Below are 24,131 nucleotides of genomic sequence, written 5' to 3' on the forward strand. Positions count from 1 at the left end.
TCAATGGCCCTCCATTTCCTTGGTTGCGTTGCGGATATTCCAGACCATGATCGGGACGACGAGCACCATGATGACCAGCGCAATGGCCGCACCACGGCCGAAGTCGCCGCCCCCGCGGAACATCCAGTCGAACATCAGATTGGCGAGAACCTGGCTCTGCCATTGCCCGTTGGTCATCGCGAGCACAATATCGAAGACCTTGAGCACCGTGATGGTGATCGTCGTCCAAACGACGGCGATCGTGCCCCAGATCTGCGGGATCATGATCTTGAAGAAAATCTGCAGGCCGTTTGCGCCGTCGATGACCGCAGCCTCGACCGTCTCTTCCGGAATGCCGCGCAGGGCGGCCGAGAGGATGACCATGGCAAAACCGGTCTGGATCCAGATGAGGATGACCATCAGGAAGAAATTGTTCCAGAAAGGCAGCGTCACCCAGGCCTCCGGCGATCCGCCGAAATAGACCACCAGCGCGTTCAAGAGGCCGATCTGCTCGGTGCCTTCAGGGCGATAGTCGTAGATGAACTTCCAGATGACCGAGGCGCCGACGAAGGAGATCGCCATCGGCATGAAGATCAGCGTCTTTGCGATATTGCCCCACCAGATGCGATCGGTGAGTGCAGCGATGATCAGCCCGAAGAAGGTGGCGAGTGCCGGCACGACCAGCAGCCAGAGGAAATTGTTGAAGATCGACTGGCGGAACTCGCCGTCGTTGAACATCCAGACGAAATTGCGGATGCCGACGAATTCGATGCCGCTCTTGTCGTGGAATGCCAAGCGAATGGACTCGATCACGGGATAGACGAGATAGACCGCAAGCGTGATGAGGGCAGGCCCAAGAAACAACCAGGGACGGATCGCATTGGTGATGCGCAGATTGCGCGAGGCGTTTGGTCCGCTCAAACCCTTCGACGGAAAGAGCCGGTCGAGGATGAAATTGGTTCCGAAGAAATAGACGACGCAGGCGAGAACCCCGGCGATCATCGTCAAAATGGCGAAAAACAACTGCTGCATGGCACCTTCCTCCCCAGGAATGCGCGGACTTGCACCGCCCCTTGCGCGCCGGTCGGGCGTTGAACCGCCCTTGGATGCACGCTCTTCTCGCCTTACCGGAAAAACGCGCGAGCGGCGCCAGCGGCAGGCCTTTTATTGTCCATCCCCCGAACCCGTGAGCTCGGGGGATCTTGTTAGGTCAGAGACAATGTCCCTGCTTACTTGATAGCGTCCCATGACTTCTGGATGCCGGCTGCGACATCAGCGGAAGACTTGCCGCCGACATAGTCGATCATGCCGGTCCAGAAGGCGCCGGCACCAATCTTCCCAGGCATCAGGTCGGAACCGTCGAAGCGGAAGGTCGTGGCGTTAAGCAGGATTTCGCCCTGCTTCTTCATCGGACCGTTGGCATAGGCATCCTGGTTGACGGTTTTCAGCGGTGTCAGGAAGCTCGACTGTGCCATCCAGACTTCATGCGCGATCGGCGTCTGAAGGAACGCGATGAAGGCGCGGGACGCTGGCGTGTCCTTGGTGATCATGGCAAGCGTGCCTGCACCGAGAACGGGATTGCCGAGATCCGGCTTGCTGGCATAAGGCGGCATGTAGAAGAAGTCTGCATCTTCGCCGACGACCGTGCCTTCCGGGAAGAAGGACGGAACGAAGGATGCCTGATGGTGCAGGTAGCACTTCGGCGGCGACGAGAAGAGGCCCTTCGGGCTGTCGCGGAAGTCGGTTGACGACACGGCGGCAGCACCACCAGCAACAAACTTGTCATTCTTGGAAAACCAGCCGAATTCGTCGATTGCGCCGGTGACGGCCGCATCGGTGAAGGGCATCGCGTTGGTGACCCACTTGTCATAGGCATCGGCCGGCTGCGTGCGCAGCATCATGTCTTCGACCCAGTCGGTCGCCGGCCAACCGGTTGCGCCGCCGGAACCGAGACCGATGCACCAAGGCGTGCCGCCATCGGCAACGATCTTTTCGGTCAGGGCCTTGAGGTCTTCCATGGTCTTCGGCACTTCATAGCCAGCGTCCTCGAAGTTTTCAGGCACGTACCAGACCAGCGACTTCACGTCGATCTTGTAAGGGAATGCGTAGAGTGCAGCCGTTCCGTCCTTGCCCTTGTAGGTCGAGAGATCGACCCAGGATTGTCCGGCGGCATAATTTTCGAGAAGCCACTTCTGGGTTTCTTCACCGAGCGGCGTCAGATAGCCCTTGGAAGCGAGGTCGGCGATGAGGCCCGGCTGCGGCAGGACCGCAACATCCGGCGGGCTGCCGGCCTGCGTGTCGATGACGATCTGCTGCTCGTAGTTTTCCGACGAGGAATACTTGACCTCGGCGCCAGTCGCATCGCGGAAATAATCGAGAACGGATTCGACCAGCGTCTGGTCTTCACCGCGCCAGGGGCCGAAGATCGTCAGCGTCTGCCCCTTGAGGTCATGACCCTTTTTGAATTCCTCGTAGCTTGCCCAGTTGAACTTGGCATCCTCGCCCGGCTTGAACTTGAGTTCTGCCCCATGCGCCGCACCAGCCATCAACGCCAGCGCCGCAACTCCCATTACCAATGATCTTTTCACGTCATTTTCCTCCCTGAAGGCCCGACCCTGACGGAGGCGGGCAGAATTTCAACACGCACTAAATTCAAAGCGCTTTGAAGTTGCTAACAAACCATTGCAGAGCAGCCTCGTCAAGGGATTTTCCCGTCTGCGACAAAAGCTGCTGTATTCTAGTGCGTTGCAGCGCATTTTGCGCCGCAACCAGCCCAATTTTCCTTTGAGAGCCGTCAAGCCGGTGATACAGAACGAAAAGCGAATTGTAGAGAAATACCGAAAATCGATTAGAAATCAAAGCGCTTTGGGAGAATGCGCAGCTCATGGGCGTGAACTTGAAACAGCTTTCGGAGATGCTTGGCCTGTCACAGACGACAGTCAGCCGCGCCCTGAACGGCTATCCGGAGGTCAATGCCGAGACCCGACAGCGTGTGCTGAAGGCTGTCCAAACCACGGGGTACCGGCCCAACAGGGCAGCCCAACGACTGGCAACCGGACGTGCCGGCTCCATCGGCCTTGTCATGCCCATAGCAGCAGGCATCGATTCCGACATCCACTTCGGCGAATTTCTGGCCGGCCTGGCCGAGGAATCGGTGAAGCACGATTTTCATTTCGTGCTCAATCCGAGTGCGCCTGAAGACGAGGAAACGACCTTCCGACGTCTCGCCGCCAGCGGCAATGTCGATGCGTTGTTCCTCGCCTATATGCGCGCCAGCGATCCGCGTATCTCGATCCTGAAATCCCTGTCGATTCCTTTCTCGTACACGGTCGATCGATGGACGGACCCGCCGATTATCCGTTTCTCGACATCGACAACACGGGCGCCTTCTATGATGCGACGCGATTGCTGATGCAGTTGGGCCATACGCGCATGGCGCTGCTCAACGGGCCGGACTATCTGGCCTTTTCACAGCGCCGGAAAAAGGGAATGTTGCGTGCCCTGTCAGAGCGGGGACTTGAGCTGGACGAACGGCTGGTGCACCATTCCTTCATGACGGATGAACATGGCTTTCGCAGCATGCAGCGTTTTCTCGAACAGGAAAATCCGCCGACTGCGGTTCTCTGTTCCTCCACCGTTCTGGCCCTTGGTGCCGTGCGCGCCATCAACCGCGCCGGCCTGCAGATCGGCCGGGATATCTCGCTCATCGCCCATGACGACGTGTTGCCGATGCTCAAGCCCGAGAACTTCACCGTGCCGCTGACCACGACACGCTCATCGCTACGCGCTGCCGGGGCGCGCATCGCGGCCCGGCTGATCTCACGCATCCTGAAGACGGCGGACTACCCCGATCAGGAACTCTGGCGCACCGAACTGATCGTGCGTGCCTCGACGGGCCCGGCCCCGCGAAACTGACCGCTACCGCTGTTAAAACTTGGGCGCCTTGCGGCCGGCCTTGCGGTAGGCGGCAATCACCGTGTTGGCCATCAGCATGGCGATCGTCATCGGCCCGACACCGCCGGGGACCGGCGTGATAACGCCTGCCACCTCCGCACATTCGGCGAAGGCGACATCGCCGACCATGCGGGATTTCCCTCGCCCTTTTCAGGAGCGGCGATGCGGTTGATGCCGACATCGATCACGGTCGCGCCGGGCTTCACCCAATCGGCCTTGACCATTTCGGCGCGTCCGACGGCGGCAACCAGAATATCGGCATTGCGGCAGACGGAAGCGAGGTCCTTCGTGCGAGAATGAGCAATCGTCACCGTTGCATTGGCGGCGAGCAGGAGCTGCCCCATCGGCTTGCCGAACAAGTTGGAGCGGCCAATGACCACGGCGTTGAGACCCGATAGGTCCTCGCCATGCACCCGGCGCACGAAGACCATCGAGCCGGCCGGCGTGCAGGAAACGAGGCCACCTTCGAGATCGCCGGTCGCCAGCTTGCCGGCATTGACGACATGCAGGCCATCGACGTCCTTCTCCGGCAGGATCGACTGGATGATCGGCTCGGAATTCAGATGTTTCGGCAAGGGCAGCTGGACAAGGATGCCATGCAGCGAAGGATCGGCGTTGAGCGTCTGCACCAGGGCCGCCAGTTCTTCTTGCGTCGTGTCTTCAGGCAGCGTGTGCTGCACCGACGTGAAGCCGCATTCCTTGGCCATCCTGCTCTTGGAGGAAACATAGGCGTGGCTGGCCGGATCATTGCCGACGATCACGACGGCGAGACCGGTCTTGACGCCATTTTCCCTCTGCAGGATTTCCGACGCCGCCTTGACGGCTTCGATCACGGACCCAGCCACTTCCTTGCCATCAATCACAGTCGCCACGGCGCTTCTCCCGATGTTCGTCTTTTCTTGGTCCACTGTAGTTTTCATTGAATACCACGATGGCCTCAATGCGTCCTATGCTGTCCCAATCGAATAAATACAAGCACGCGTGACAAGCCTCGTCACCTTGCATAACGCGGCACCAGCATTTTTCATCCAAGATGCAAGGATTGAAGCGCAGCGGGCCTGGTTCAGCGTCCCGTACCAGTTCGCTGGCGAGCATAGTGCTCGACGCGCGAGCGGAGCGCACGCAGATCGTCACGAACCTGGGAGACACCCGCGTCGCGCGGCGGTTCCTGGTGAAAGGCGTGTTGCGCGGCCCCGCGCGCGGCCAGGGCCGCCTGTTCATGATGCGGAGAGGGCATGGTCGAACGGGTGACGGGCTGGCGCCAGACAGGTGCTTCGGCTTCGTCGTCGAAGATGCGGCGACGGCGGTTATGATCATCGTCATAGCCGGGAGGATCCTGGTCGGGCATGCCGTCCGACGACTGGCGGGAGAGATTGATCGTGTTGCGCAGGCTTCTGTAAATGCCGAGAAGGATGCCGAGGCCCAGACCGCCCATCAGACCGGCCATCATGCCACCGATGGCGATCAGCTTGCGGGACGGACCTTCCGGCTGCAACGGCGGTTCCGCCGACGAAATTACCCTTATATTCTTCGAGGTCAGCTTTTCTTCCTGCCCGGTTTCGCTGGCCCGCTTCAGGAAGGATTCGTAGATCGAGCGTGTGGCCGCGGCCTTGCGTTCCAGTTCGCGCAGCTGGACGAAATCCTGCGATGAGTTGACCTGGCGCGACTTCTGCACGGCCAGTTGCCGCACCAGATCCTGCTCGGTACGTTTTGCGCGCTCCAGCTCCGTTTTTGTCGTCGCCGCTACGCGGCGCAGTTCATTCCCGATCTCGTTGCGGGCAACCTCCAGCGACTGTGCCGCCGCAAGCCGTTGCGGATGGCGCGGCCCCAGGCTCGCATCCAGCGCACCCAGCTGTGCCCGCGCCGAGGAGTATTGCTTGCGCAGTTCTGCAAGGGTAGCCGAGCCAAGCTCTTCCGGGTAGGCACCACTCAGGACGTCATTCAGCTGGATCTTGGTTGCGACATCGGCCTTTGCCTGCGCGTCGGCGATGCGGCTGCGGACGATCCCGACCTGGTCGTTCAGAGCGAGCAATTGCTTGTCCGAGATTAATTCGCCAGATGCACCGACGATATCATTGTCCGCCTTGTATTTCTCGACCGCGTTTTCGGCCTTGTCCAGTTCCGTGCGCAAATCCGCCAGGCGGCTGTCGAGGGCTGCGGTGGTCCGTTGGAAAAATCCGGATTGGGCTGCGGTTTCCTCGTTGAGGAACGTCTGCACGATTCGATTGGCGATCAAGGCCGATTTCGCCGGATCCTTGGTTTCGACCTCGATGGTCACGATGAAGGTTTTCGGATCGCGCGAGACCGTTACGGCGTCGCTGAGATTTTCCAGAGTCCGCGCGCCGACGCCGGTGCTTGCCGCCGGCAGGGGCTGCGTTTTGTCTCCGGTCATGAGGTCGGAAATGACACCGATCCCGGTTGCCATATTGCCACTATCTCCAGCGATGCTGCCGAATTCCGGATCCCGATCGAGACCGAGATCGGCCGCGACCTTTTCCAGCACGGTTCTCGAGCGGAGGACTTCCAGCTGGCTATCGACAAGCGCCAGGATCGCTTCGGTCGCAAGGCTTGCCTTTGAAAGATCGGAGTCCGTCAGGCGAATTTCGCGCGGATCCACATAGAGCTTGCTTTCCGCGATGTAGATGCTGGGCGTCGCCAGGGCCAGCATCACGCCGCCGACGGCGCCGAGAACGGTCGTTGCAAGAATAATGTGACGCAATTGCCATACGGAACCGACGATGATCCCCATATCGATCAGCGGCCGCTCTCTATCGGAGCCACCGCCATGGGGAGGCTCATTTGCCTGAATGTGCTCTTCCGCCTGAACGCGAGGCTGCGCTCGCGGCTCTTCCGCCGCCGGCTCAACGAAGGCGCGCTGACGCGAGTCGTCCGCGGCGGGATCGCCGTTCAGCCAGCGGGTCAATCGATTGCCTGTGCTGGCTTTGCCGGCATGCCGTGCCGATTCAACCGTTTCCGATCGAGAGGCGGCGCGGGATGTAGCCGGATCCAACTGGGGCCGGAAGTCCGATGCCCGGGCGCGCGCCGGGCGCATGCTGGCCGACTTTTCAGCCTCGGCCGCCAGGCGATCGAGAAGCGATCCGCTCTGCGCTCTGGATGTGCCGCCAGACGCCTGCGAACCATGCGCAACGGTCCTCTCCCCGGCGCGAGGTCGAGCAGAGAACGGCGGGGGACAGGCCGTTTTTTGTCTACCGGATCAAACATGAAAGGCCCTGCTTGCGCTCCAACAGCGCGGAAGTTCTTCAAATGTGAAGACAGGTTAAGTTTTTATGGAAAACAAATCGTTAATATCAGCCCAACAAGGCGCTTCATCGACCGCCCGCCGGACATTTTCAAACCGCTCATTAAACTTTAGCAGCTAGAAAAATGGACAAGCAATTGGAAGCCACCGCGTGATCACCTTCGCCAGCACACTCTACGGACGGCATCGCGCCCTCATCCATGCCTATCTGTCGATGACCGGCGGTTCGGCGGGACGGCTTGTGCTGTCGCTTGTCTATTTCATCTGTGTCGCCAACGGCCTTTCGATCGCGGAATTCGGCCTGTTCGCCACGGCTTCGGCAACGGGCATCATGATTTCCCGCACGCTCGCTTTCGGCTTCATGTCGCCGCTTTACCGCGTGGCAACCGTGAAGCCGCTGCTGGTCGGCACTTACAGTCTGGGTTTTCTCGTCGGCGCCCTGCTCTCCTTGCCGCTGATCTGCGCACTTTCGCTCGCCGTCTATTATGCTGTTTTTGCTGGAGACATGGCGCTTTGGGTTTTCGCAGCCTTCATGGCCGCCGAAATACTATTCTGGCGCGGGCTAGAAGTCGTGGTCATCGTTCTGAACGGCCTTGGCCGTTTCGGCCGCGCGGCCATGCTCGTCGTGATCGGTACCGCCATACGCACCGTTGCTGCGCTTGTGTTTTCCCTGCCGCAGGTCGCGGCATCGCTGGCCACGTGGTCGCTGCTTTATCTGCTGGCCAATGCCGTGTGCCTAGCGATTGCCATGATCGTTTTCTTCCCGAGGTGCGGCTGCGCTGGCGACCTGAACTGTATCTTCGCCGCTGGGCGGATTCGGTCAGCGTTGCGGGTGCCGAGGTGCTGTTCTATGTGCAGTCAGAATTTGACAAGATTGCTGTACTGGCCATCGGTGGCCCGGAAGTCTCAGGGATCTACGCGATCATCATGCGGCTTGCCGATCTTACCGCCCTGCCCGTGCGTTCCTTCAATATGCTTCTCGTGCAAAAGATCATGCGCACGCCGGAGACCATCGGATCCTGGAAGCTGCGCATCACTATCGAAGCGCTGATCGCAGCCGTCTCCTGCGCCGCCATCACCGCCATGGCAGTCTATCTGAGGATCATCCCGAACGGGCTCGGAAACAATGTCGCGCAAGTAGCGCCTTGGCTGCTGGCGGTGCTTCTTGTTCCGCCCTTCCGCAATCTGGTCGAATATCACTCCGAACTTCTCTATGCGACCGGCCATACAATCCGAAGGATTTTCAATCTCATCATTGCCGGCATTCTGAAGGTGGCATTGCTGGCCGCCGTGATGAAGACCAGCACGGACGTCACGCACTGGGCACCCCTGCTCAATGGCGTCTATCTAGCGCTCTATGCAGCATCTCTCCTCCTGACCTACAGCGCGTTGCGCAGGCAGATGGGACGCGTGATCTGAGGTCTCAGGCGGCTTTTTCCAGGAGGACGTTGCGGATATCGGATAGATCGTGACCGACGAAGGACTGCACGCCGATGCCGATCTGATGCGGCTCCATGTCGTTCATGAACTGGCGAAGGCCGCCAATATCACGCGGGTAGCTGTCATCAAACCAGAGCACATGACAAAGCCCGTTGGGTGAAGCCCGATGGCCAGCACCCATCAGCACTTCGTCGACAAAGCGACCATAGATCATACATTCGGAGAATTGCCGGGACCGAAGCATCGCACGGACCCAGTTGCGTCCGTGGAGCCTCTCGATGTGATCTAGCAAGGCCCGGCAGGTATCAGTGCGCCAGGCAATCAGCGTGCTGATGTAATCGTTGGCGGGAAGGCTATAGGGACCAATACCCAGCAACCGGTCGGAATGGGCGAGCCATTCCAGGTGGTTGGAACGCATAACGGCGCCGACGCCGCCATCCCGGCTATAAAGCGTCAGGCGGTCGCCTTGCCAGAGATCGACGACATCAAAATCACGCAGAAGCACGACATCTGAATCGATCGCGAACATGACGTGCTCTTGGATATGACGCGCCAGTGCAAGGCGGCGCAGCTGCTGCACGTGCCAGCCCCGCAAAGGCAGGCTATAGGGGTTGGCCCATATCCTGCGGCGACCGACCGACATTGGATCCGGCATCGACACCAGCCAGGACGGCAAGAGATCTCGCTCATCGATAATGCGCCGCCGCGGACCTTCCAGTCTTCTGAACAGCGCGACATCGCACGAAGCCACCAGGATATAGTGGACCCAATCGCCCTTTAGCCGCGCGTCGATGCTCTCGCACATCAGCCGGCAACGATCAAAATCGCTGACATAGGAAGCCGTTACGACTGCAGTGCGCATCCATTCACCTGTCAGAAAGAACCGGCACGCCGCGTATCAGTGCGGGTCTTCTTCCCGCGCCCAAGGAGCTTGTGGCGCAGGATGTAATATACGAACAAAGGATTCCCGATGATGTAACGGCGCCATAACCGTCCCGGCTCATGAACCAGCCGATGCAGCCACTCGAGCCGCAGACGACGAACGGTCGCCGATGCGCGCGGGACCTCCCCCATGAAATCAAAAAGGGCTCCGACGCTCATCACAAGACGCGCATGACCCGGGCCGACATAGCGATCAATCCATTTTTCCTGCTTCGGGCTGCCCATTGCGACCAGCAGAATATCCGGTCTGGCCGCGCGGACACGCGCCATGATTTCATCCGACTCGGCCATATCGAAATATCCGTCAACAATCGGGATGAACTCGTGCCAGGGCGCATGCTTGCGGAAATTCTCGACTGCCTTGGCCAACACGGACGGCGATGCCCCAATCAGTGCGATGCGCTTCGGTTTGGTCATGTACGTCATCAGCGCCGGTACAAAATCCGTGCCGTTCAGATTGGCTGGAAACATGCGACCATGGAAGAGCCGGGATGCAAGATCGACGCCATGCCCGTCCGGCAGCACCACATGTCGGCCAAGGATCGCACGGTATTCCGGGTCCGTCATCATGAGATTGGCGTTGTTGGCGTTGAGAAAGGAAATGACAGTCTGGCCGATCGGCATCGAGGCGAGCTCGTCGGTGAATGCCAAAGCATCCGCCCAACCGAAATCACATACGGGAAGATCGAGTATCGGTCTCTGGGATGCCACGATTGAGGTAGCAGAAAACAGGTTCACCGGGATATCCCTCCCTCATGCATGGAAAATTTGACGGGGCTGACAGAGCCGGTTCTCTGTCGTCCAACAGAAAGACGGATCGGATCGGCGATGGCCAGCGGCTCCTCACTTTCGAAGTTCTTCAACCCTTGTCGCATCGTCGCAAGCAGAGCGGACTTCTGGGCCGCATGAAAGGCAGAACCGGAAATGCGTCCCGGATTACCCGCCTTCACAGAGGCCACGCGCTCGATCAGACGCTGCGCAAAGATCGCCGGATCGTCGGCGACGGCACAATTTTCGGGCAGCGTATCGATGCCGCGCAGCGACGCGCGCGTTGCGACAGAGGGCATACCCAACTCGAATGTTTCGATGGTTTTCAGCTGCACCCCGCTGCCGCCGCGGGCGACCAGGGGCACAACCGCACTCGCACGGACGAAGTCGTGTGCATCGGCGACACGGCCGACAAAACGCACACCCGGATGGGAAAGGGTCGGTGAGTCCTTCAGATGACCTGCAATGGCAATCGTCATGTCCGGAGGCAAAAGCGGAGCCACCTCGGCCAGGAACCAATCGAGCCCGATACGGTTTGCTTTCCAGCTCCAGGTGCCGATCAGGCCAAGGTCATGCTGTATCGGAGCCGGTGCAGCGGCCGCAGGGCAAGCCCATTGCGTCACCAGCGGCAGGACCGATGAGCGCTGAGAGACCAGCTTTCCAGATCCGAAGCGATCGGCTTCACTGAACGTCCAGACGCACCCCGCACCCTGCGTCAAGCGTCGCTCAGATTTGCCGAGATGAAATGCCTCGCGCTCGAACAGGAAGCGTTCGATCAAGCCGCTGGCGGCGGCGGCGTTTTCCAGCGCAGAAGCTGCCTCCACATTGTGGGCGATATAGACCGAAGGATAACGCTGCAGAACATCGATATAGGCCGCCGGCAGCTGAACGGAATTGAGAACAAGCCCGTCGAATGGCTGCAGGGCGCGGAGAAGCGCTTCGATCCGCGCCTCGCCCGCTTTCAGCATTTTGGCCGATGATAGCGTGGTATGGTTGAGAATAGCGGTCGCCAGCCAGCGCAGCTTGGTCGCCGGCCCCACCTTGGCATTGGTGACCTCAAGCTCGCCGAGTAGATGCGTGTCCGAACCCGATACCGGCGCCTGCCCCGGCTGCAGATAGCCGATAACGCTCACGCGGTGCCCGAGCGCGCGGAGCGCGTCGAAAACGACGCGGTTGGCTATGTCGAAACCCGTGGATGGATTTTCGACTGGGACCAGCGATGAGACGAGGACGAGATTCATGTTGCCAGCGGACCTTGAAACGACTGATCCGAACCATAGCAACACGATATGAAATCACGTTTAAGCTATTCATTCAAAAGCAAATTTAGAAATTCAACATCTGTTTAGGAAGATTTGCTTTAGTGCTTGTCAGCAAATCGTCTCCGACAGGTTTTTTGATCATGACAGTGCCCGGCCAAGATGTGAGCGTCTTCCACCAGATCGCAGCGGACGCCCCCGACAGCATCGAATATGTTGTGACTTTGCCTACGTTCCGACGGCCGGAACATCTGATCGATACTCTGAAAACCATTGTTTCACAAAGACCTGACGCCCCCTTTGCAGTCGTGGTGATGGAGAACGACGCCGAGGGAATGGCCGGCGCCAACGCAGCAAAACAGTTCCTGTCGGAGCACCGTGCGAATGCCCTGGTCATCGTCGCGCACCAGCGTGGAAACTGCCACGCTTACAATGCCGGTTGGGCCATGGCTTTATCGACCTATCCCAATCTGCGCGGCATCGCCGTCATTGACGACGACGAAATCGCCTCGCCTGAATGGCTAAACAGTCTCATTTCGGTACAGAAGCAGACAGGAACTGCCATTGTCGGCGGCCCGCAATTGCCTGTCTTGGAAGACCGCACGCCCAACATCATCAAGAAACACCCGGTTTTCACGCCCCATTATGACACAACCGGCCCCGTTCCGATTCTGTACTCCTCCGGCAACGTGCTGATCACCCGAGACGTACTGCGATCAATGCCGCAACCGTTTCTTGACCCGTCATTCAATTTCATCGGTGGTGGAGACAGCGATTTCTATCGCCGCTGCCGCGAACGAAATTTTTCCTTTGCTTGGGCAACGGAAGCATGGGTGGCGGAATCCATCCCGGCAAGACGCACGGAATCATCGTGGATCCGCGCAAGAAGCCTGCGAAACGGAGCGATTTCGGCGCTACTCGAGCATCGCGCCAATCCGGGACTGGCCGGGCGACTGAAGACACTTGCCAAATCGCTGGCGCTTCTGGCCATTTCTCCCTGGCGCGGCGCGAGCCTTTGGAGACGGACAGGTCTGCCGAGTGCCGGGCTTTACCACTTCTACGTGGCGATCGGTCGTTTGATGATGGAGGTCGGGATCGTCAACGAGCAATATAGAAATCCGGAAAAGAATTAGGGCGAGCCGTCGGCCGATCGCCCCATCTCTCAAACACAGGGGATCCCAGGCAGGATCAGTGGGCGGCGGCTTCGGTCGAAGGTTTGCCAGGAACGACGTCATGCGCGGCATTGCCGTCCTTGTCCTTGATCGTCACCGGCTTCTCGCGCGGCTGGTTTTGGCTGTCGGCAATACGCGCGACATCGCCCTTCGACAGGTATTCCAACTGCTCGACCAGTACCTCGGTGATAACCTCATCGCGAATTTTGGCGTTGAGCCCGTCCTTCACCGCCGTCTTGAAATGCGTGAGGTCGAATTTGCTGGTATCGGCGACATTGATCAGTTGATCGCCGACAAGGATGTCAAAAAGCTGATCGGTGACCATTTCCTTCAGTGGAATCGGTAAATTCTTGATCTTGTCCTTCTTCACCGAAAACGACAGTTTCGTCAGGAAATAACCCTGCACGGAACCGTTGGTGATGACCGGCACGGTGACCATCTCGCCGGTTACGTATTCTTCCGAGGCGCGACGTTCCGCCTCGGCGTCGGTGACGACTGGGGCCGAGGCATATTTGATCGACGCATAGACGGAGCCCAGCGAGACTGCGCAGACCCAGACACCGGTGAAGACGAGTTTCAGCATCAGAAATCGCTGTAACGGAACTGTTGCTCGGAATAGATGCCGTCCGCATCCGCATCCTGGACGGCAGTCTTGAGAATATCGACGACGGAACGGATAGCCTCCATATGGGCTTCCACCTTCTGGGAATTCGCAACCAGCTTCGTCTGGATGTGTTTGGTCTGCGATACGAAGGCGGGTGAGAGGTCCATGACCGGCGCATTGCGGCGCAACATCGTCAATTCATAAAGGCAGCGGCTCTTGCGGGCATTCGACGCCTTCAGATCGAAGCTCGTATCGACGCCGATCCGGCTGTTTTCGTTGTCGATAATCATCTCCAGACGACCCAGCACGTTCTGGATACGCACGTCACCTGTTGCTGCAACTTCCATTCTTTCGCTCCGGTTAGCGCCTGTCGCGATCGATCGGAGACCCGACCGGAACGTCTATGCGCGGATTCAAACTGTCGAGCGTGCGAGGCGCACGTCAGGCCTTTTCTTTATCTCTGGTCTCGTCGGTCCCCATGAAATCGGCGACGGCCTTGCGCTGATATTCCTGGACCATGCTGGAGGCGACGTTCAGGTCGTTGCCGTCGAGCGAGGCTTTGACGCGGTCCGCATCCGTGCCTTGGACGAGGCGGTCGCTCACCATGCTTGAAGCAATACCGATACCGTCACCCTTGGCCATGACATTGCCGATCTGCTCGGCCATCATGCTCTTCCAGATATCGCCGGCCGTTCCTTTGCCGTAGACTTCCTCGCTCTCGGCCGGCAGCATCGACTTCACGAAATTCTGCAGCACCATGGCCTCGAACTTGCGGTAGGTTTCCGGAATCTTCTTCTGCTCGACGCGATTGCTGATATCGCCGAGGCTGTTCGTGGGGGCATTTTGATTGAGGACCGAGACCGCACTGGCAAAGCCCGCGCCATTTTCAGCGAGGCTCGTCGCCTGGAAAGCGGCACGATTGGCCTTCAGCCGCGACTGGGCTTCCTGCACCTCTGTCGGGTCCGCAGCGCGAACGACATCCAGAACGAGATCACTGGGAGGCGAGATGGCCATGTTTTTGTCCCCTTTGCCACGCGTGTTTCAAGCACGCGACGGACCGCGGTGAAACAGTTGCGATTTCAGCATATTAAACCCGATCGACCGCGCTTTTGGCAGGGCCGGCTTCAGGGTGAACTATGACCTGCCAAGCTTACCGGAAGCTGGCGAAGCACCAAGCACGTGCTGATCGACAAGATCGTAGACCGCGTCATCGGCCGCTGCCCTGTCTTCGAGATCGCGGGCGTCCCGCATATTGTCCTCGAGCCTGTCGCCCTTGGCGCGCTCCTTAAGAACGCGGTTTTCGTGGACCTGCTGAATGCCGAGCAGCATCTGGTCCTTCTGCGCAAGGCGGCCGAGTTGCGACGCATAATGCCCCGAGAACATGGCATGCAGCGGATTTGCCGATCCCATAGCATCGGCAACGACATCAATCGTATCGGCAAGTTCACGGCGCTGGCGTGAGGTCTCGGCAAGCTCGCTCTCCGCCATCTGTTCGAGATGGCGCTGAACGGCGACCAGTCGCTTCAGCTTTTCCGAACGCGTCTTCGTCATCGCTCAACTCCCCTGCATAACCACGCCAAAACCCGCAGCAAAGAGTTTCAGCATCGCGGATATGGCGAGATAGACCAGAAACATGCCACCCAGGATGAGATAGGGCGCTGAAATAAAGTAGATCGGAATCTGTGGTGCGAGCTTGTTGACCATGCCGATCGCAACGTTGAACAGCAGCCCGTAGATGATGAAGGGGCTGGCAAGGCGCAGCATGATATAGAAGGTCTGCTCAATCGAATTGGTAAGCGTGATCAAGACGCCTTGCGGATCAAAGCCAATGCCAAGCGGCATAACACGATAGGATTCCACGACGCTTTCCAGGATGACATGATGGAAATCGAGCATGAACAGCACCATCAGTCCCGCAAAGCTGATCATATTGGTCATCTGGTTTTCGGCCGTGTCTTCTAGAACGTCCGCCGCCGGCGGCGCATTGAAGCCGATCATCATGGTGATGACCGTACCGGCAAATTGAAGACCGAGTGCATAGTAGCGCGCAATCAGGCCGATGACGGTACCCACAACCGTTTCCGTCGCGATGATGTAAATATAGGTATGACCTTTGCCGTTGATCTGGGGATAGATATCGCCCCACATGACTGGCAGGATCGCCATAGATATGGCCAGCGCCAAAAAGAGACGAAGCTGAACCGGGACGCGGGCCGTGGAAAATCCGGGCATGACCATGATGCAGCCGCCGATCCGGCAAAAAGCCGCAAAAGGGCCAGCACCGTCCCTTCCGGATCGGTGATCATGAAATCGAGCCGATGATCTTTATCTCGAGGCCTTTTGCGAGCTCGACATGGCTGAGAACCGGCAATGTTGCAAACAAGCGTTCGATGATCATGCGCACATAAGAGCGGGATTCGGGTGAACTTACCAGCACGAACGGCATGCCGCGGTCGAGATGTTCACGGATAACCTTGGTCGCCTGTTCGCTGAACTCCTCCAGATGGCGTGGATCGATGTCGAACTCGACGACTTCGCCCTTTGCGTCCCGCTTCAGCGCCTGATGGAAGACCATGTCCCACTTGCTGCCAAGACGAAGCACGCGCAGCGTACCGTTGTCGGCCAGATCGCCGCAAAGCTGCTGCGACATGCGAACGCGGACATGCTCGACGATCTGCTCGGTCTTGCGGACATGCGGCGCCAATTCCGCGACGGCTTCGAGGATCAGGTGCAGGTTGCGGATCGAGACGCGTTCGGCGAGCAAGAGCTTCAGCACGGCCTGCAGGCCGGAATAGGACATGTGCGACGTGCAGATTTCATCCGCAAGCTTTCGATATTCCGGATCGAGACGCTCGATGAGGATTTTGACGTCCTTGTAGGACAAAAGCTGCGGAAGGTTGTTGCGGATCACTTCGGAAAGATGCGTCAGCACCACCGAGACATTGTCGATCGGGTGGAAGCCTTCGCGCTTCAGATCTTCGGTGAAGGCTTCGAGAATCGAAACGGCCGGCATGCCGAAGGCTGGTTCGCGGATCTCGTCGCCCGGAACGCTTGGCCGCCGACCACCGCCGGTGACCACAAGGACTTCGCCCACACGCACGGTGTTGGAGGCAATCGTCGTGCCGTGAATGCGGATGTGATAGGCCTTGTCCGGAATACTGATGTCGTCGGAGACCTTGATCTCGGGAACGATGAGACCGTACTGGCCGGCGAACTTGCGGCGCATCTTGCCGACCCGAAACGCGAGCTCCTGATGGGCGCCGAGAAGGCGTGTCGAGACCTGCTTGCCGAGCATCAGTTCGATTTCCGAAGTCTTCAGCACCGACTTGACCGAATCTTTTTCGGTATCTTTGGTCATCTGCTGCTTGGTGCTTTCTTCATCGCGCTTGACCTTGTTGGCCGCCTCAAGCTGGCGCGGGATCACCCAGGCAAGGAAGCCCATGCCACCGCCGAGAAGCGCGAACGGAATGAACGGCAGGCCGGGCATCAAGGCGAGCAGAAGGAGAAGGCCAGACGCAAGCATCAGCGCGCGGGGATAGCCGCTCAGCTGGTTCATGACGGCCTCGTCGGTCGAACCGGATGTGCCGCCGCGAGAAACGAGCAGACCTGCGGCGAGCGAGACGATCAGGGCCGGAATCTGCGAAACAAGACCATCGCCGACTGAAAGCTTGACGAACACGTCGGCCGCTTCGCCGATCGACATGTCATGGCGCACATAGCCGATGATGATGCCGCCGAAGACGTTGATGGCGGTGATCAGCAACCCTGCGATCGCGTCGCCGCGCACGAATTTCGAGGCACCGTCCATCGAACCGAAGAAGGAACTTTCCTCTTCCAATTCCCGGCGACGACGCTGGGCCTCCTTCTCGTCGATCAGGCCGGCCGAAAGGTCGGCATCGATCGACATCTGCTTGCCGGGGATGGCATCGAGGGTGAAGCGCGCGCCGACTTCCGCGATACGCGTCGCACCCTTGGTAATGACGATGAAATTCACCGTGATCAGGATGAGGAAGACGATCAGGCCGATGACAAAATCGCCCCCCATGACAAGCTCGGCGAAACCGGCGATGACGCCGCCTGCTGCATCGTGCCCTTCATGACCATGCGAGAGGATCACGCGTGTTGTGGCAATGTTGAGCGAAAGCCGGATCATCGTCGAAATCAGCAGGATGACCGGGAAGGACGAGAAATCGAGCGGCTTTTGAATCCACAGCGAAACCATCAGGATAAGGATGGAGAAGGCGATGGAAAAGGCCAGGCCCATATCGATCAGGAATGGTGGGATCGGCAGGAAGAGAATGGACAGGATGGCCACGATGCCGAGCGCGAAGCCGATATCCTTGCCCTTGGGCGCGACTTTCGGGATGATCAGAGCAGGTGGTTGTGCCATCGGTAAATCCGTCTCTTCATGAGAGGCGGGCAGCATTCATACCTGCTGCCCAAACTACCGACAGCACTAGCGCACCAAACTTGCGCGAAAATGGTAGAATCAAAGACGAGGAAGGATTTGCAGCTCAAAAGCCGCTTTGGATCCGCGAGAACACGACATTCGTGAAAATCGAAATCTGCGAGCCGACGAAGGGTGCCGAAATCGCCACGGTGATCAGCACCGCCAGGATTTTCGGCACGAATGTCAGGGTCATTTCCTGAATCTGAGTCAGCGCCTGGATAAAGGCGACAACGACACCAACGACCATGGCAGCGAGAACGGCCGGACCGGAGGCGACGATGACCGTCCAGATCGCCGCCTGCACCATATCGAGCGCGTCCGCCTCGTTCATGTCATGCTCACTTAATCTTGACACCTGGTCCGATGACGAGCGTCTTGCCTGTATCGAGCGTCGCTACGATTCCATCGGAATATAGCGTGACTTCCTTGACGACGCCAGTCGTCTTGCCGTCAGCGCTTGTCACGGTCTTTCCAATGACCGCATTCGCCTCGCCGAGCGACGTGCGCTGCAGCAGGCTTTCCAGATTAGTGTTGGTCTTGATCGTCTGCTCAACCTGCGAGAAGGTGGCGAGCTGCGCAATCTGCTGCGCCGAATCCATCGGCTCCGTCGGATCCTGATTCTTCATCTGTGCCACGAGGAGCTTGAGAAAGCTGTCGTAGTTCAGGTTGGCCTTGGCCGCATCGTTCGAGGTTGGCGCTTTGGCCGCCAAGTCAGCAGTCGATTGCGGAATGGTTCCCTGGATTGGGTTTACCGCCATGGTGCAATCTCCTTGCGAATCTGTTCGATGGTGGCCGGGGCGATTTCTTGATCGTTGAGGATGCGGTCCTCAATCGCATAGAGGCCGCGGATAGCCTTGAGGGCATCGAATGCCCGTCCTTGGGTGACCATACCGTCGACGCGCTTCAGTTCCGACAGAACCTCGTCATTCTTGAAGCAGGTCAGAAGCATGACAATCGACTTGCGGAACATGATGGTCGACTGTTCGGCCCCTTCCGGGTTGATCAGGATCATCTGTGCAATGAAATAAAGCTGCTTCAATGGGGTCGTTGCGTCCTCAGGCTGGAGGACATGATTTTCCAACAGAAATGTCACGTCATTCAAGAATTCGACAGCGACCTTACGGTCCACGCGAAGCACCGCGCCATTGACAAAGATCCGTTCGCCAGACTTCAGCGAAATACGCAGTGTGCTCTTCATTTGAGTCCATCCCTGATGATGGTTGTGATGTCAATGATGCCCTGGAAGTTGGACGAGTCCCGTTTCCTAATCTTCTCGGTCTCGTTCAGTATCCAGATGGCGATGGAAATCAGATTGGCGCGCAATTCGTCGTTGAGCTGATTGTCCGGCGCACGAAGATCCTCGATAAATCGGATCCAGACCCGCCGGGTATAATAGATCGCCTCGATAGCCTCGCGCGAATAGCCTTTCTGCTGCTTTGCGGCCGCCAGTAGCGCAATTGAGCGATCCAGGACTTGACGCTCGCGATCCTTGGAGTCGGCAACACCGTCCTCCATGATCTCGGCATATGAAAACTGATACATTCAGACATCCTTCATGTTTGTCCTGATCCTCATTGCATCAGAGGAAATTGATCAAACTCAACTGCTGAAGCCGCGAGGTCAGCGTGTACGAAGTTTCGATCTGGGTCAGCAAAGTGTTCATGCGGGTCGACGCTTCGTAGACGTCAATACCCTCGATATCGTTGATATGCGTCTTCACCAGCTTCATCTGCGCTTCAAGCGAGGTATTTGCCTTTTTGACCCGCGATTCCGAGATGCCGAGCGAACTGCTCGTTTCGATGAGGCCGGTAATGCTCTGCTGCACGTAGTTCTGAGAAGCCGAGTTAACCGTGTCACGCACCGTACTCGATACGTTGGCGCCCAGCAGCTCGGTGGCGATCACTGCGGCGAGCGCAAATTTCCGCACGCCCGCGGTGTTCGTATTCGACGTGCTCGCGATGACTTCGTTCGCACTGATCCGGCTCATCACGTTCTGGTCGGAAGCATTCGACCAGTCGCTATCCCACTGCGCGCCAGTGTACATCGGCTCCAGGGTGTTTTCAATGAAATCAGTCATCTGCGCCGGCGTGAAGTCGTTCATTGTGGCGATGCCGTTGCCGAGCATGAATGTCGATAGCGCCGCATCGAACGATACCTTGGCCGGCGAACCTGCCTCGTAGTCGGCGAGCGGCTTCACGTCGGTATTGATACCCGACAGCAGAAACTCGCCGTTGAACTGGACATTTGCTGCAGCCACGAAAGAATTCAGCGCACCGTTGATATCGGTCTTTGCGATAGACAATCGTGTCGCATCGTCATTACCGAGTGTCGCGATCAACGTCGTGTTGATCTGCTCGGCCGCCTTGCGCATAGTTTCCAGTGACATCTGCGAAGCGGACAGCCGCTGCGTCACGATCGCATTGGTATCCTTCAGGTTTTCAAGCCTATCCAACTCGTTTTTCAAGTTTACAGCGCGAGACGAAGCCGCACCAAGGGCGAGCCCCGAATCTGCGTATTTCCCTGTCGTTACCTCCTGCTGCAGCTTGATCACTTCAAGCTGTCCTTGCTGGATGGTAACCCGCATGGCATTCTGGACTGCCAGATTTGAAACGAAAGACGTCTTCATGATTATCTCACCGTATTCAGGAGTGTCGTCAGCATCTCATCAACGGTGCTGAGCAGCTTCGCGGAAGCCTTGTAAGACTGTTCGAGGTCGAGCATGAGCGCGAGTTCCTCGTCGAGGCTGACGCCCGTGTCGTTGCTCAAAGCCTGCTGCGTTTGTGACAGCATGGCCATCTTGTTATCGTTCGATGTCGACGCCGCCTTGCGTAATTGCTCCAACCAGCCGATAGACGATGAAGCGTAGGTCATGATCGAAGCGCTTCCGCCGAGATCCGCGTTGACATCGAAGGACTGGGTCGCATTCATGGCGACGATGTAGCTGTCGAGCAGTGTGGTGTAGGCCGCATTTCCCGAGGTATTCGAAACGAGACCGTTGAAGCCGCCGTCGCGTAGGACGGTTGGATCTGCATCGGCGATTGGGTTTACCACGAGACTAGCGGCGATGCCCGGTTCGATGGTGCCGGCTGCAGGGATCGTGCCGCCCGACCAGGTGAAAAGGCCGGGGCCCCCGTTTTCCTGGAACATTGTGACAAGCATGCGCGCGACTTCATCAAGTTGCGACTGCATTTTCGGCGCAACGTCGTCTCGCAGCTGAACAAGGCTGGCAAGCGTACCCTCGCCCGTGGTGTTTCCACCCGTGCCGGCCTTCAGAGGAACGCCATCGACGTAGACTGGATTTCCCGTCACAGTCGCATCGAAGGTCGCGGTCGGCGTGAAGGTTACTTTTCGGGCCAACGTTTCGAACAGGACGGTACCGTCTGCAGAGTAGATGACCGTATCCATGTTGGATCGCGTGACAGTGGAAATCCCTACGATCTCCGCCATCTGCTTCAAGAGGCTGTCACGCTCGTCCAGCGCGTCGCTGGCATCCTTGCCGGTGGCCAGATTGCCGACAATTTCATTGTTGATCTTTTCGAACTTGGTCAAGTAACCGTTGAGCGTGCCGACCTGTTCGAGAATCTCCCGGTCTGCATCCGCCCGGATATCCTGCACGGCAGCAGCACTGGTGCTGACCGAATAAGCAAGATCTTTTGCATCGGCAACAGTCGAAGACGCAATGGTGATATTTCCCGGCGACGCCGCGTAGGTCTGTAGACTTGAGCGGAATTTCGCCAGGTAGTTGGAAGGAGACGAGGCATAGTCGTTGCCTCCGAACACCGACTGCATGTGCGTCAAACCGTCCAGCAGGCGGTTCTGACCCGATGCCGCCGATAGGCTGCTGATCGTCTGCTTGAACAGCGCCTCGTTCTGCGCCCGCTGTATCTTGATGTAGTAGCCGCCCTCCGCATCAACGCCCATCATGGCAAGGCGGCGAACATAGTCCGCATTGCCCGAATTCGCGATGTTCTTCGACACGATGGCGGTCTGTTGCCCCGTGTTGCTGAAAATCTGCTGGGCCGTATTAATTGCGGCGGAGAGCGACATGACGCAGTCCCGTCCCTTTTATGATTAACGCTTCAGGTTCACGAGGACGTCCAGCAGATCTGCACCTGTCTGGAAGACTTTCGAGTTTGCCGTGTAGCTACGCTGGGATTCGATCATCGCCGTCAGTTCTTCGGCGATATCGACGTTCGAGCTTTCAAGTGCACCGGAAATAATGTTGCCGAAATCGCCGGAACCGGCAAAGCCGGTGACGATGACGCCGGAATCGGTGCCCTGGGAATAAACGTTGCCAGACTGGGGAACGAGATTGTCCGGGCTCTGGACGTTGGCAAGCGCGATGCGGTAGCGCGGCTCGAGCTTGTTGTTTTCGTACTTGACGTAGACGATGCCGTCGTCGTCGATCTGGAAGCCGGCCACCTTGCTCGGCGCGTTGCCGTCAATGGTGCCACCGTCCGGATTGAACTTGTAGCCGAGCTGCGTGGTCTTCGAGAGATCGATGTCAATAGCACCGAGCGTGGCGCCCGTTCCGGCAAGCCCGGTCATGACGGTCGTCGTCAGCGTCGCCGGTGACGTTGTCAGCACCCCAGAAGCGTTGAAAGCAAGTGCCATGGTATCAAGTGTCGTCGATGTCGTCCGGTCCACGACCTCGACCGACCAGGCGTTGGCCGCAGTCTTCTCGTAGTTGAAATCCAGAATGCGGGTGTTACCTTGGCTGTCGTAGACGATCAGTGAGGTTGTCGAGATATCGCCGACCGCTGCACCGGAATCCAGATTGGCACCCATCGTGCCCTCGGTAGAACCTTTGGCGACAAGACCGGCCGAAGCCAAATTGACCTTACTCAGACCATCAAAGCCGTTGACGACAACCGTTGGGTCGGCGCCGTTGCCATATTCGTAGCCGAGCAGGCTGTAGCCGGCCGAATTGACGAGGTTGCCGTCACCGTCCTGGGTGAATGCACCGGCGCGGGTGAGGAATTCCTGGCCATTGGCACCTTCGACGATGAAGAAACCGCCGCCGTCGAGCGCGAGGTCCGAGGCCGAGGTCGTATAGACCTTGGCGCCTTCGGCGGAGATGCTGTAGCGGATCTTGGTTTCGACGCCGCCGGAATTGTAGGATCCGTTTGTGGTCGGCAGGATCATCGAGGAAAATTCCGACGATGCGCGCTTGTAACCGGTGGTATTGGCGTTGGCGATGTTTTCAGCCACCGCGCCCAAACGGTTTGCCTGGGCATTCATGCCGGAACCGCCCGTTCTCATCATTCCGTAAAGACTCATGATCGATCCTCGTTTTCGTCGTTATGGCCAGATTAGAAGTTGGGCCTTGCGTGAACCTGTACTTGCCTTTTTCCTGTCACCGATCGGGCCGCCGCCGCACCCCGACCGACAACCACGCGTCAATCAGCTCCAGTCGATGCAGTAGCCAAGGAAGCGCTTGGAATCGATCGGATCGAAGCCGAGCCGCTTGCGCAGTTTCTTGCGCAGTTTGCTGATATGGCTTTCGACAACGTTCTCTTCGACGTCCTCGTCGAAGATGCCGTAGATCGCGTTGAAGATCTGGCTCTTGGATACGCGACGACCGCGGTTGGAGACCAAATATTCCAGAATGCGACGCTCACGGCGCGGCAGAGCAAAAACCTCGCCATGCACTTCCGGATCGCGCCCATCGGAGAACACCCGGATCGGGCCAATGTCGATGAAATTGGTCAGGGTCTTCAGGCGACGGCGAATGGCCGCAGCGCGCGCGAGAATTTCCCGTGGGTGCACAGGTTTGCGAACCACATCATCGACACCACAGTCGAAGAAGGCCAGCGTCGTTTCCAGGGAGGGTGAATCGCTGATCGCAATGACCGGCGCCATGGTGCGATCCCGGATAGCGCGGGGCAGGCTCATCGCCGTATCGCCCTGGCCGATCAGGAAGGCTTCGACAGCATCGATATCGCTATCGGCAGCTGTGGAAACCCACTCGCCAAACTCACGTGGGTCGAACCCCGTGGAGGGCACGCCCTCACGTCCAAACAGAGAAGTATATCCGTCTTTTACAAGCTCACGCTCATCAACCACTACGATCATTCGTCCGCCTCCGAATCAGTATGGTGCCTCGATGTAATAGAGGTACGAATCGAGGGAATCTTGAACAACTATGGAAAGTCAGTGGCGGAAATTAATAGTTGCTTAAGAATTTGGTGGCGATTTGATCTATATCTAGTGGCTTAACGCCAAACCATCACTAAAAATAATGTGGAAAAGTTAATGGTCCACAAGGAATTGCTTTTCATGCCTTTTTTCGCCGCAGCCAGGA

The 24,131-nt window shown here is 58.1% G+C and carries 22 protein-coding genes and 3 pseudogenes; 4 read left to right on the plus strand and 21 right to left on the minus strand.

The window, feature by feature from the left end; all coding sequences use genetic code 11:
- Positions 1–1,011, minus strand: a complete 1,011-nt coding sequence (locus tag P6U16_RS07020) for a sugar ABC transporter permease (protein WP_277703154.1) — start codon at positions 1,009–1,011, stop codon at positions 1–3.
- 197 nt (positions 1,012–1,208) lie between these two features.
- A complete protein-coding gene (locus tag P6U16_RS07025) occupies positions 1,209–2,567 on the minus strand; it encodes an ABC transporter substrate-binding protein (RefSeq protein ID WP_277703155.1) in 1,359 nt (452 codons plus the stop codon).
- 296 nt (positions 2,568–2,863) lie between these two features.
- Between P6U16_RS07025 and P6U16_RS07030 the strand changes: the two are divergent.
- A pseudogene (locus tag P6U16_RS07030) lies at positions 2,864–3,894 on the plus strand (substrate-binding domain-containing protein).
- A gap of 12 nt (positions 3,895–3,906) precedes the next feature.
- Here the strand turns inward: P6U16_RS07030 and folD are convergent.
- A pseudogene (folD, locus tag P6U16_RS07035) lies at positions 3,907–4,805 on the minus strand (bifunctional methylenetetrahydrofolate dehydrogenase/methenyltetrahydrofolate cyclohydrolase FolD).
- A gap of 191 nt (positions 4,806–4,996) precedes the next feature.
- A complete protein-coding gene (locus P6U16_RS07040; protein WP_277703156.1) occupies positions 4,997–6,856 on the minus strand; it encodes a GumC family protein in 1,860 nt (619 codons plus the stop codon).
- A gap of 487 nt (positions 6,857–7,343) precedes the next feature.
- Here P6U16_RS07040 and P6U16_RS07045 point away from each other — a divergent pair, with 487 nt between their 5' ends.
- Together P6U16_RS07045 and P6U16_RS07050 are read left to right on the plus strand one after the other, a co-directional pair.
- The gene (locus tag P6U16_RS07045; RefSeq protein WP_277703157.1) at positions 7,344–8,243 is read left to right on the plus strand and encodes a hypothetical protein; all 900 of its coding nucleotides are present in this window, start codon (positions 7,344–7,346) and stop codon (positions 8,241–8,243) included.
- A complete protein-coding gene (locus P6U16_RS07050; protein ID WP_277703158.1) occupies positions 8,186–8,611 on the plus strand; it encodes a hypothetical protein in 426 nt (141 codons plus the stop codon). The genes P6U16_RS07045 and P6U16_RS07050 overlap by 58 nt, the downstream gene beginning before the upstream one ends.
- A 4-nt stretch (positions 8,612–8,615) precedes the next feature.
- On the opposite strand, the gene P6U16_RS07055 is transcribed toward P6U16_RS07050, so the two are convergent.
- The 3 genes from P6U16_RS07055 to P6U16_RS07065 all read right to left on the minus strand — a co-directional run bounded on the left by P6U16_RS07055 (position 8,616) and on the right by P6U16_RS07065 (position 11,583).
- Positions 8,616–9,494: a DUF6492 family protein gene (locus tag P6U16_RS07055; protein ID WP_277703159.1), complete on the minus strand. Its 879-nt coding sequence runs from the start codon at positions 9,492–9,494 to the stop codon at positions 8,616–8,618.
- Between the two features lie 11 nt (positions 9,495–9,505).
- Positions 9,506–10,225, minus strand: coding sequence for a WecB/TagA/CpsF family glycosyltransferase (locus tag P6U16_RS07060; RefSeq protein ID WP_277703160.1), 720 nt, complete (start codon positions 10,223–10,225; stop codon positions 9,506–9,508).
- 83 nt (positions 10,226–10,308) lie between these two features.
- Complete coding sequence (locus tag P6U16_RS07065) at positions 10,309–11,583, minus strand: glycosyltransferase family 4 protein (protein WP_277703161.1); 1,275 nt, start codon at positions 11,581–11,583, stop codon at positions 10,309–10,311.
- A gap of 161 nt (positions 11,584–11,744) precedes the next feature.
- Here P6U16_RS07065 and P6U16_RS07070 point away from each other — a divergent pair, with 161 nt between their 5' ends.
- Positions 11,745–12,734: a glycosyltransferase gene (locus P6U16_RS07070; protein WP_277703162.1), complete on the plus strand. Its 990-nt coding sequence runs from the start codon at positions 11,745–11,747 to the stop codon at positions 12,732–12,734.
- A 55-nt stretch (positions 12,735–12,789) separates the two neighbouring features.
- Here P6U16_RS07070 and P6U16_RS07075 read toward each other — a convergent pair whose 3' ends face one another.
- The 14 genes and pseudogenes from P6U16_RS07075 to P6U16_RS07140 all read right to left on the minus strand — a co-directional run bounded on the left by P6U16_RS07075 (position 12,790) and on the right by P6U16_RS07140 (position 23,902).
- Positions 12,790–13,356 (minus strand): hypothetical protein, encoded by a 567-nt coding sequence (locus P6U16_RS07075; protein WP_277703163.1) that lies wholly within the window; start codon positions 13,354–13,356, stop codon positions 12,790–12,792.
- Positions 13,356–13,724, minus strand: a complete 369-nt coding sequence (locus P6U16_RS07080) for a hypothetical protein (protein WP_277703164.1) — start codon at positions 13,722–13,724, stop codon at positions 13,356–13,358. Before P6U16_RS07080 ends, P6U16_RS07075 begins: the two co-directional genes overlap by 1 nt.
- Before the next feature lie 94 nt (positions 13,725–13,818).
- Positions 13,819–14,391, minus strand: coding sequence for a rod-binding protein (locus P6U16_RS07085; RefSeq protein ID WP_277703165.1), 573 nt, complete (start codon positions 14,389–14,391; stop codon positions 13,819–13,821).
- A 120-nt stretch (positions 14,392–14,511) separates the two neighbouring features.
- Complete coding sequence (locus tag P6U16_RS07090) at positions 14,512–14,928, minus strand: hypothetical protein (RefSeq protein WP_277703166.1); 417 nt, start codon at positions 14,926–14,928, stop codon at positions 14,512–14,514.
- Positions 14,929–14,931: 3 nt separating this feature from the next.
- Positions 14,932–15,683, minus strand: a pseudogene (fliR, locus tag P6U16_RS07095) (flagellar biosynthetic protein FliR).
- The gene (gene flhA, locus P6U16_RS07100; RefSeq protein ID WP_277703167.1) at positions 15,680–17,767 is read right to left on the minus strand and encodes a flagellar biosynthesis protein FlhA; all 2,088 of its coding nucleotides are present in this window, start codon (positions 17,765–17,767) and stop codon (positions 15,680–15,682) included. The pseudogene fliR and the gene flhA overlap by 4 nt, the downstream one beginning before the upstream one ends.
- A gap of 124 nt (positions 17,768–17,891) precedes the next feature.
- Positions 17,892–18,158, minus strand: coding sequence for a flagellar biosynthesis protein FliQ (fliQ, locus tag P6U16_RS07105; protein ID WP_277703168.1), 267 nt, complete (start codon positions 18,156–18,158; stop codon positions 17,892–17,894).
- A gap of 7 nt (positions 18,159–18,165) precedes the next feature.
- Positions 18,166–18,585, minus strand: a complete 420-nt coding sequence (gene flgD, locus P6U16_RS07110) for a flagellar hook assembly protein FlgD (protein ID WP_277703169.1) — start codon at positions 18,583–18,585, stop codon at positions 18,166–18,168.
- On the minus strand, positions 18,576–19,025 hold the full coding sequence (gene flbT, locus P6U16_RS07115; protein WP_277703170.1) for a flagellar biosynthesis repressor FlbT: 450 nt from the start codon (positions 19,023–19,025) through the stop codon (positions 18,576–18,578). Before flbT ends, flgD begins: the two co-directional genes overlap by 10 nt.
- Positions 19,022–19,369, minus strand: a complete 348-nt coding sequence (gene flaF / locus P6U16_RS07120; RefSeq protein WP_071833780.1) for a flagellar biosynthesis regulator FlaF — start codon at positions 19,367–19,369, stop codon at positions 19,022–19,024. Before flaF ends, flbT begins: the two co-directional genes overlap by 4 nt.
- Positions 19,370–19,406: 37 nt before the next feature.
- Positions 19,407–20,453: a flagellar hook-associated family protein gene (locus P6U16_RS07125; protein WP_277703171.1), complete on the minus strand. Its 1,047-nt coding sequence runs from the start codon at positions 20,451–20,453 to the stop codon at positions 19,407–19,409.
- Between the two features lie 2 nt (positions 20,454–20,455).
- The gene (gene flgK, locus P6U16_RS07130; RefSeq protein WP_277703172.1) at positions 20,456–21,874 is read right to left on the minus strand and encodes a flagellar hook-associated protein FlgK; all 1,419 of its coding nucleotides are present in this window, start codon (positions 21,872–21,874) and stop codon (positions 20,456–20,458) included.
- Between the two features lie 24 nt (positions 21,875–21,898).
- A complete protein-coding gene (locus P6U16_RS07135; protein ID WP_277703173.1) occupies positions 21,899–23,107 on the minus strand; it encodes a flagellar hook protein FlgE in 1,209 nt (402 codons plus the stop codon).
- A gap of 123 nt (positions 23,108–23,230) precedes the next feature.
- Complete coding sequence (locus P6U16_RS07140; protein WP_277703174.1) at positions 23,231–23,902, minus strand: response regulator transcription factor; 672 nt, start codon at positions 23,900–23,902, stop codon at positions 23,231–23,233.
- Positions 23,903–24,131 lie beyond the last annotated feature (229 nt).

It is taken from the genome of Rhizobium sp. 32-5/1 (assembly GCF_029537235.1).
In the GTDB taxonomy this organism is placed as follows: Bacteria; Pseudomonadota; Alphaproteobacteria; order Rhizobiales; family Rhizobiaceae; genus Pararhizobium.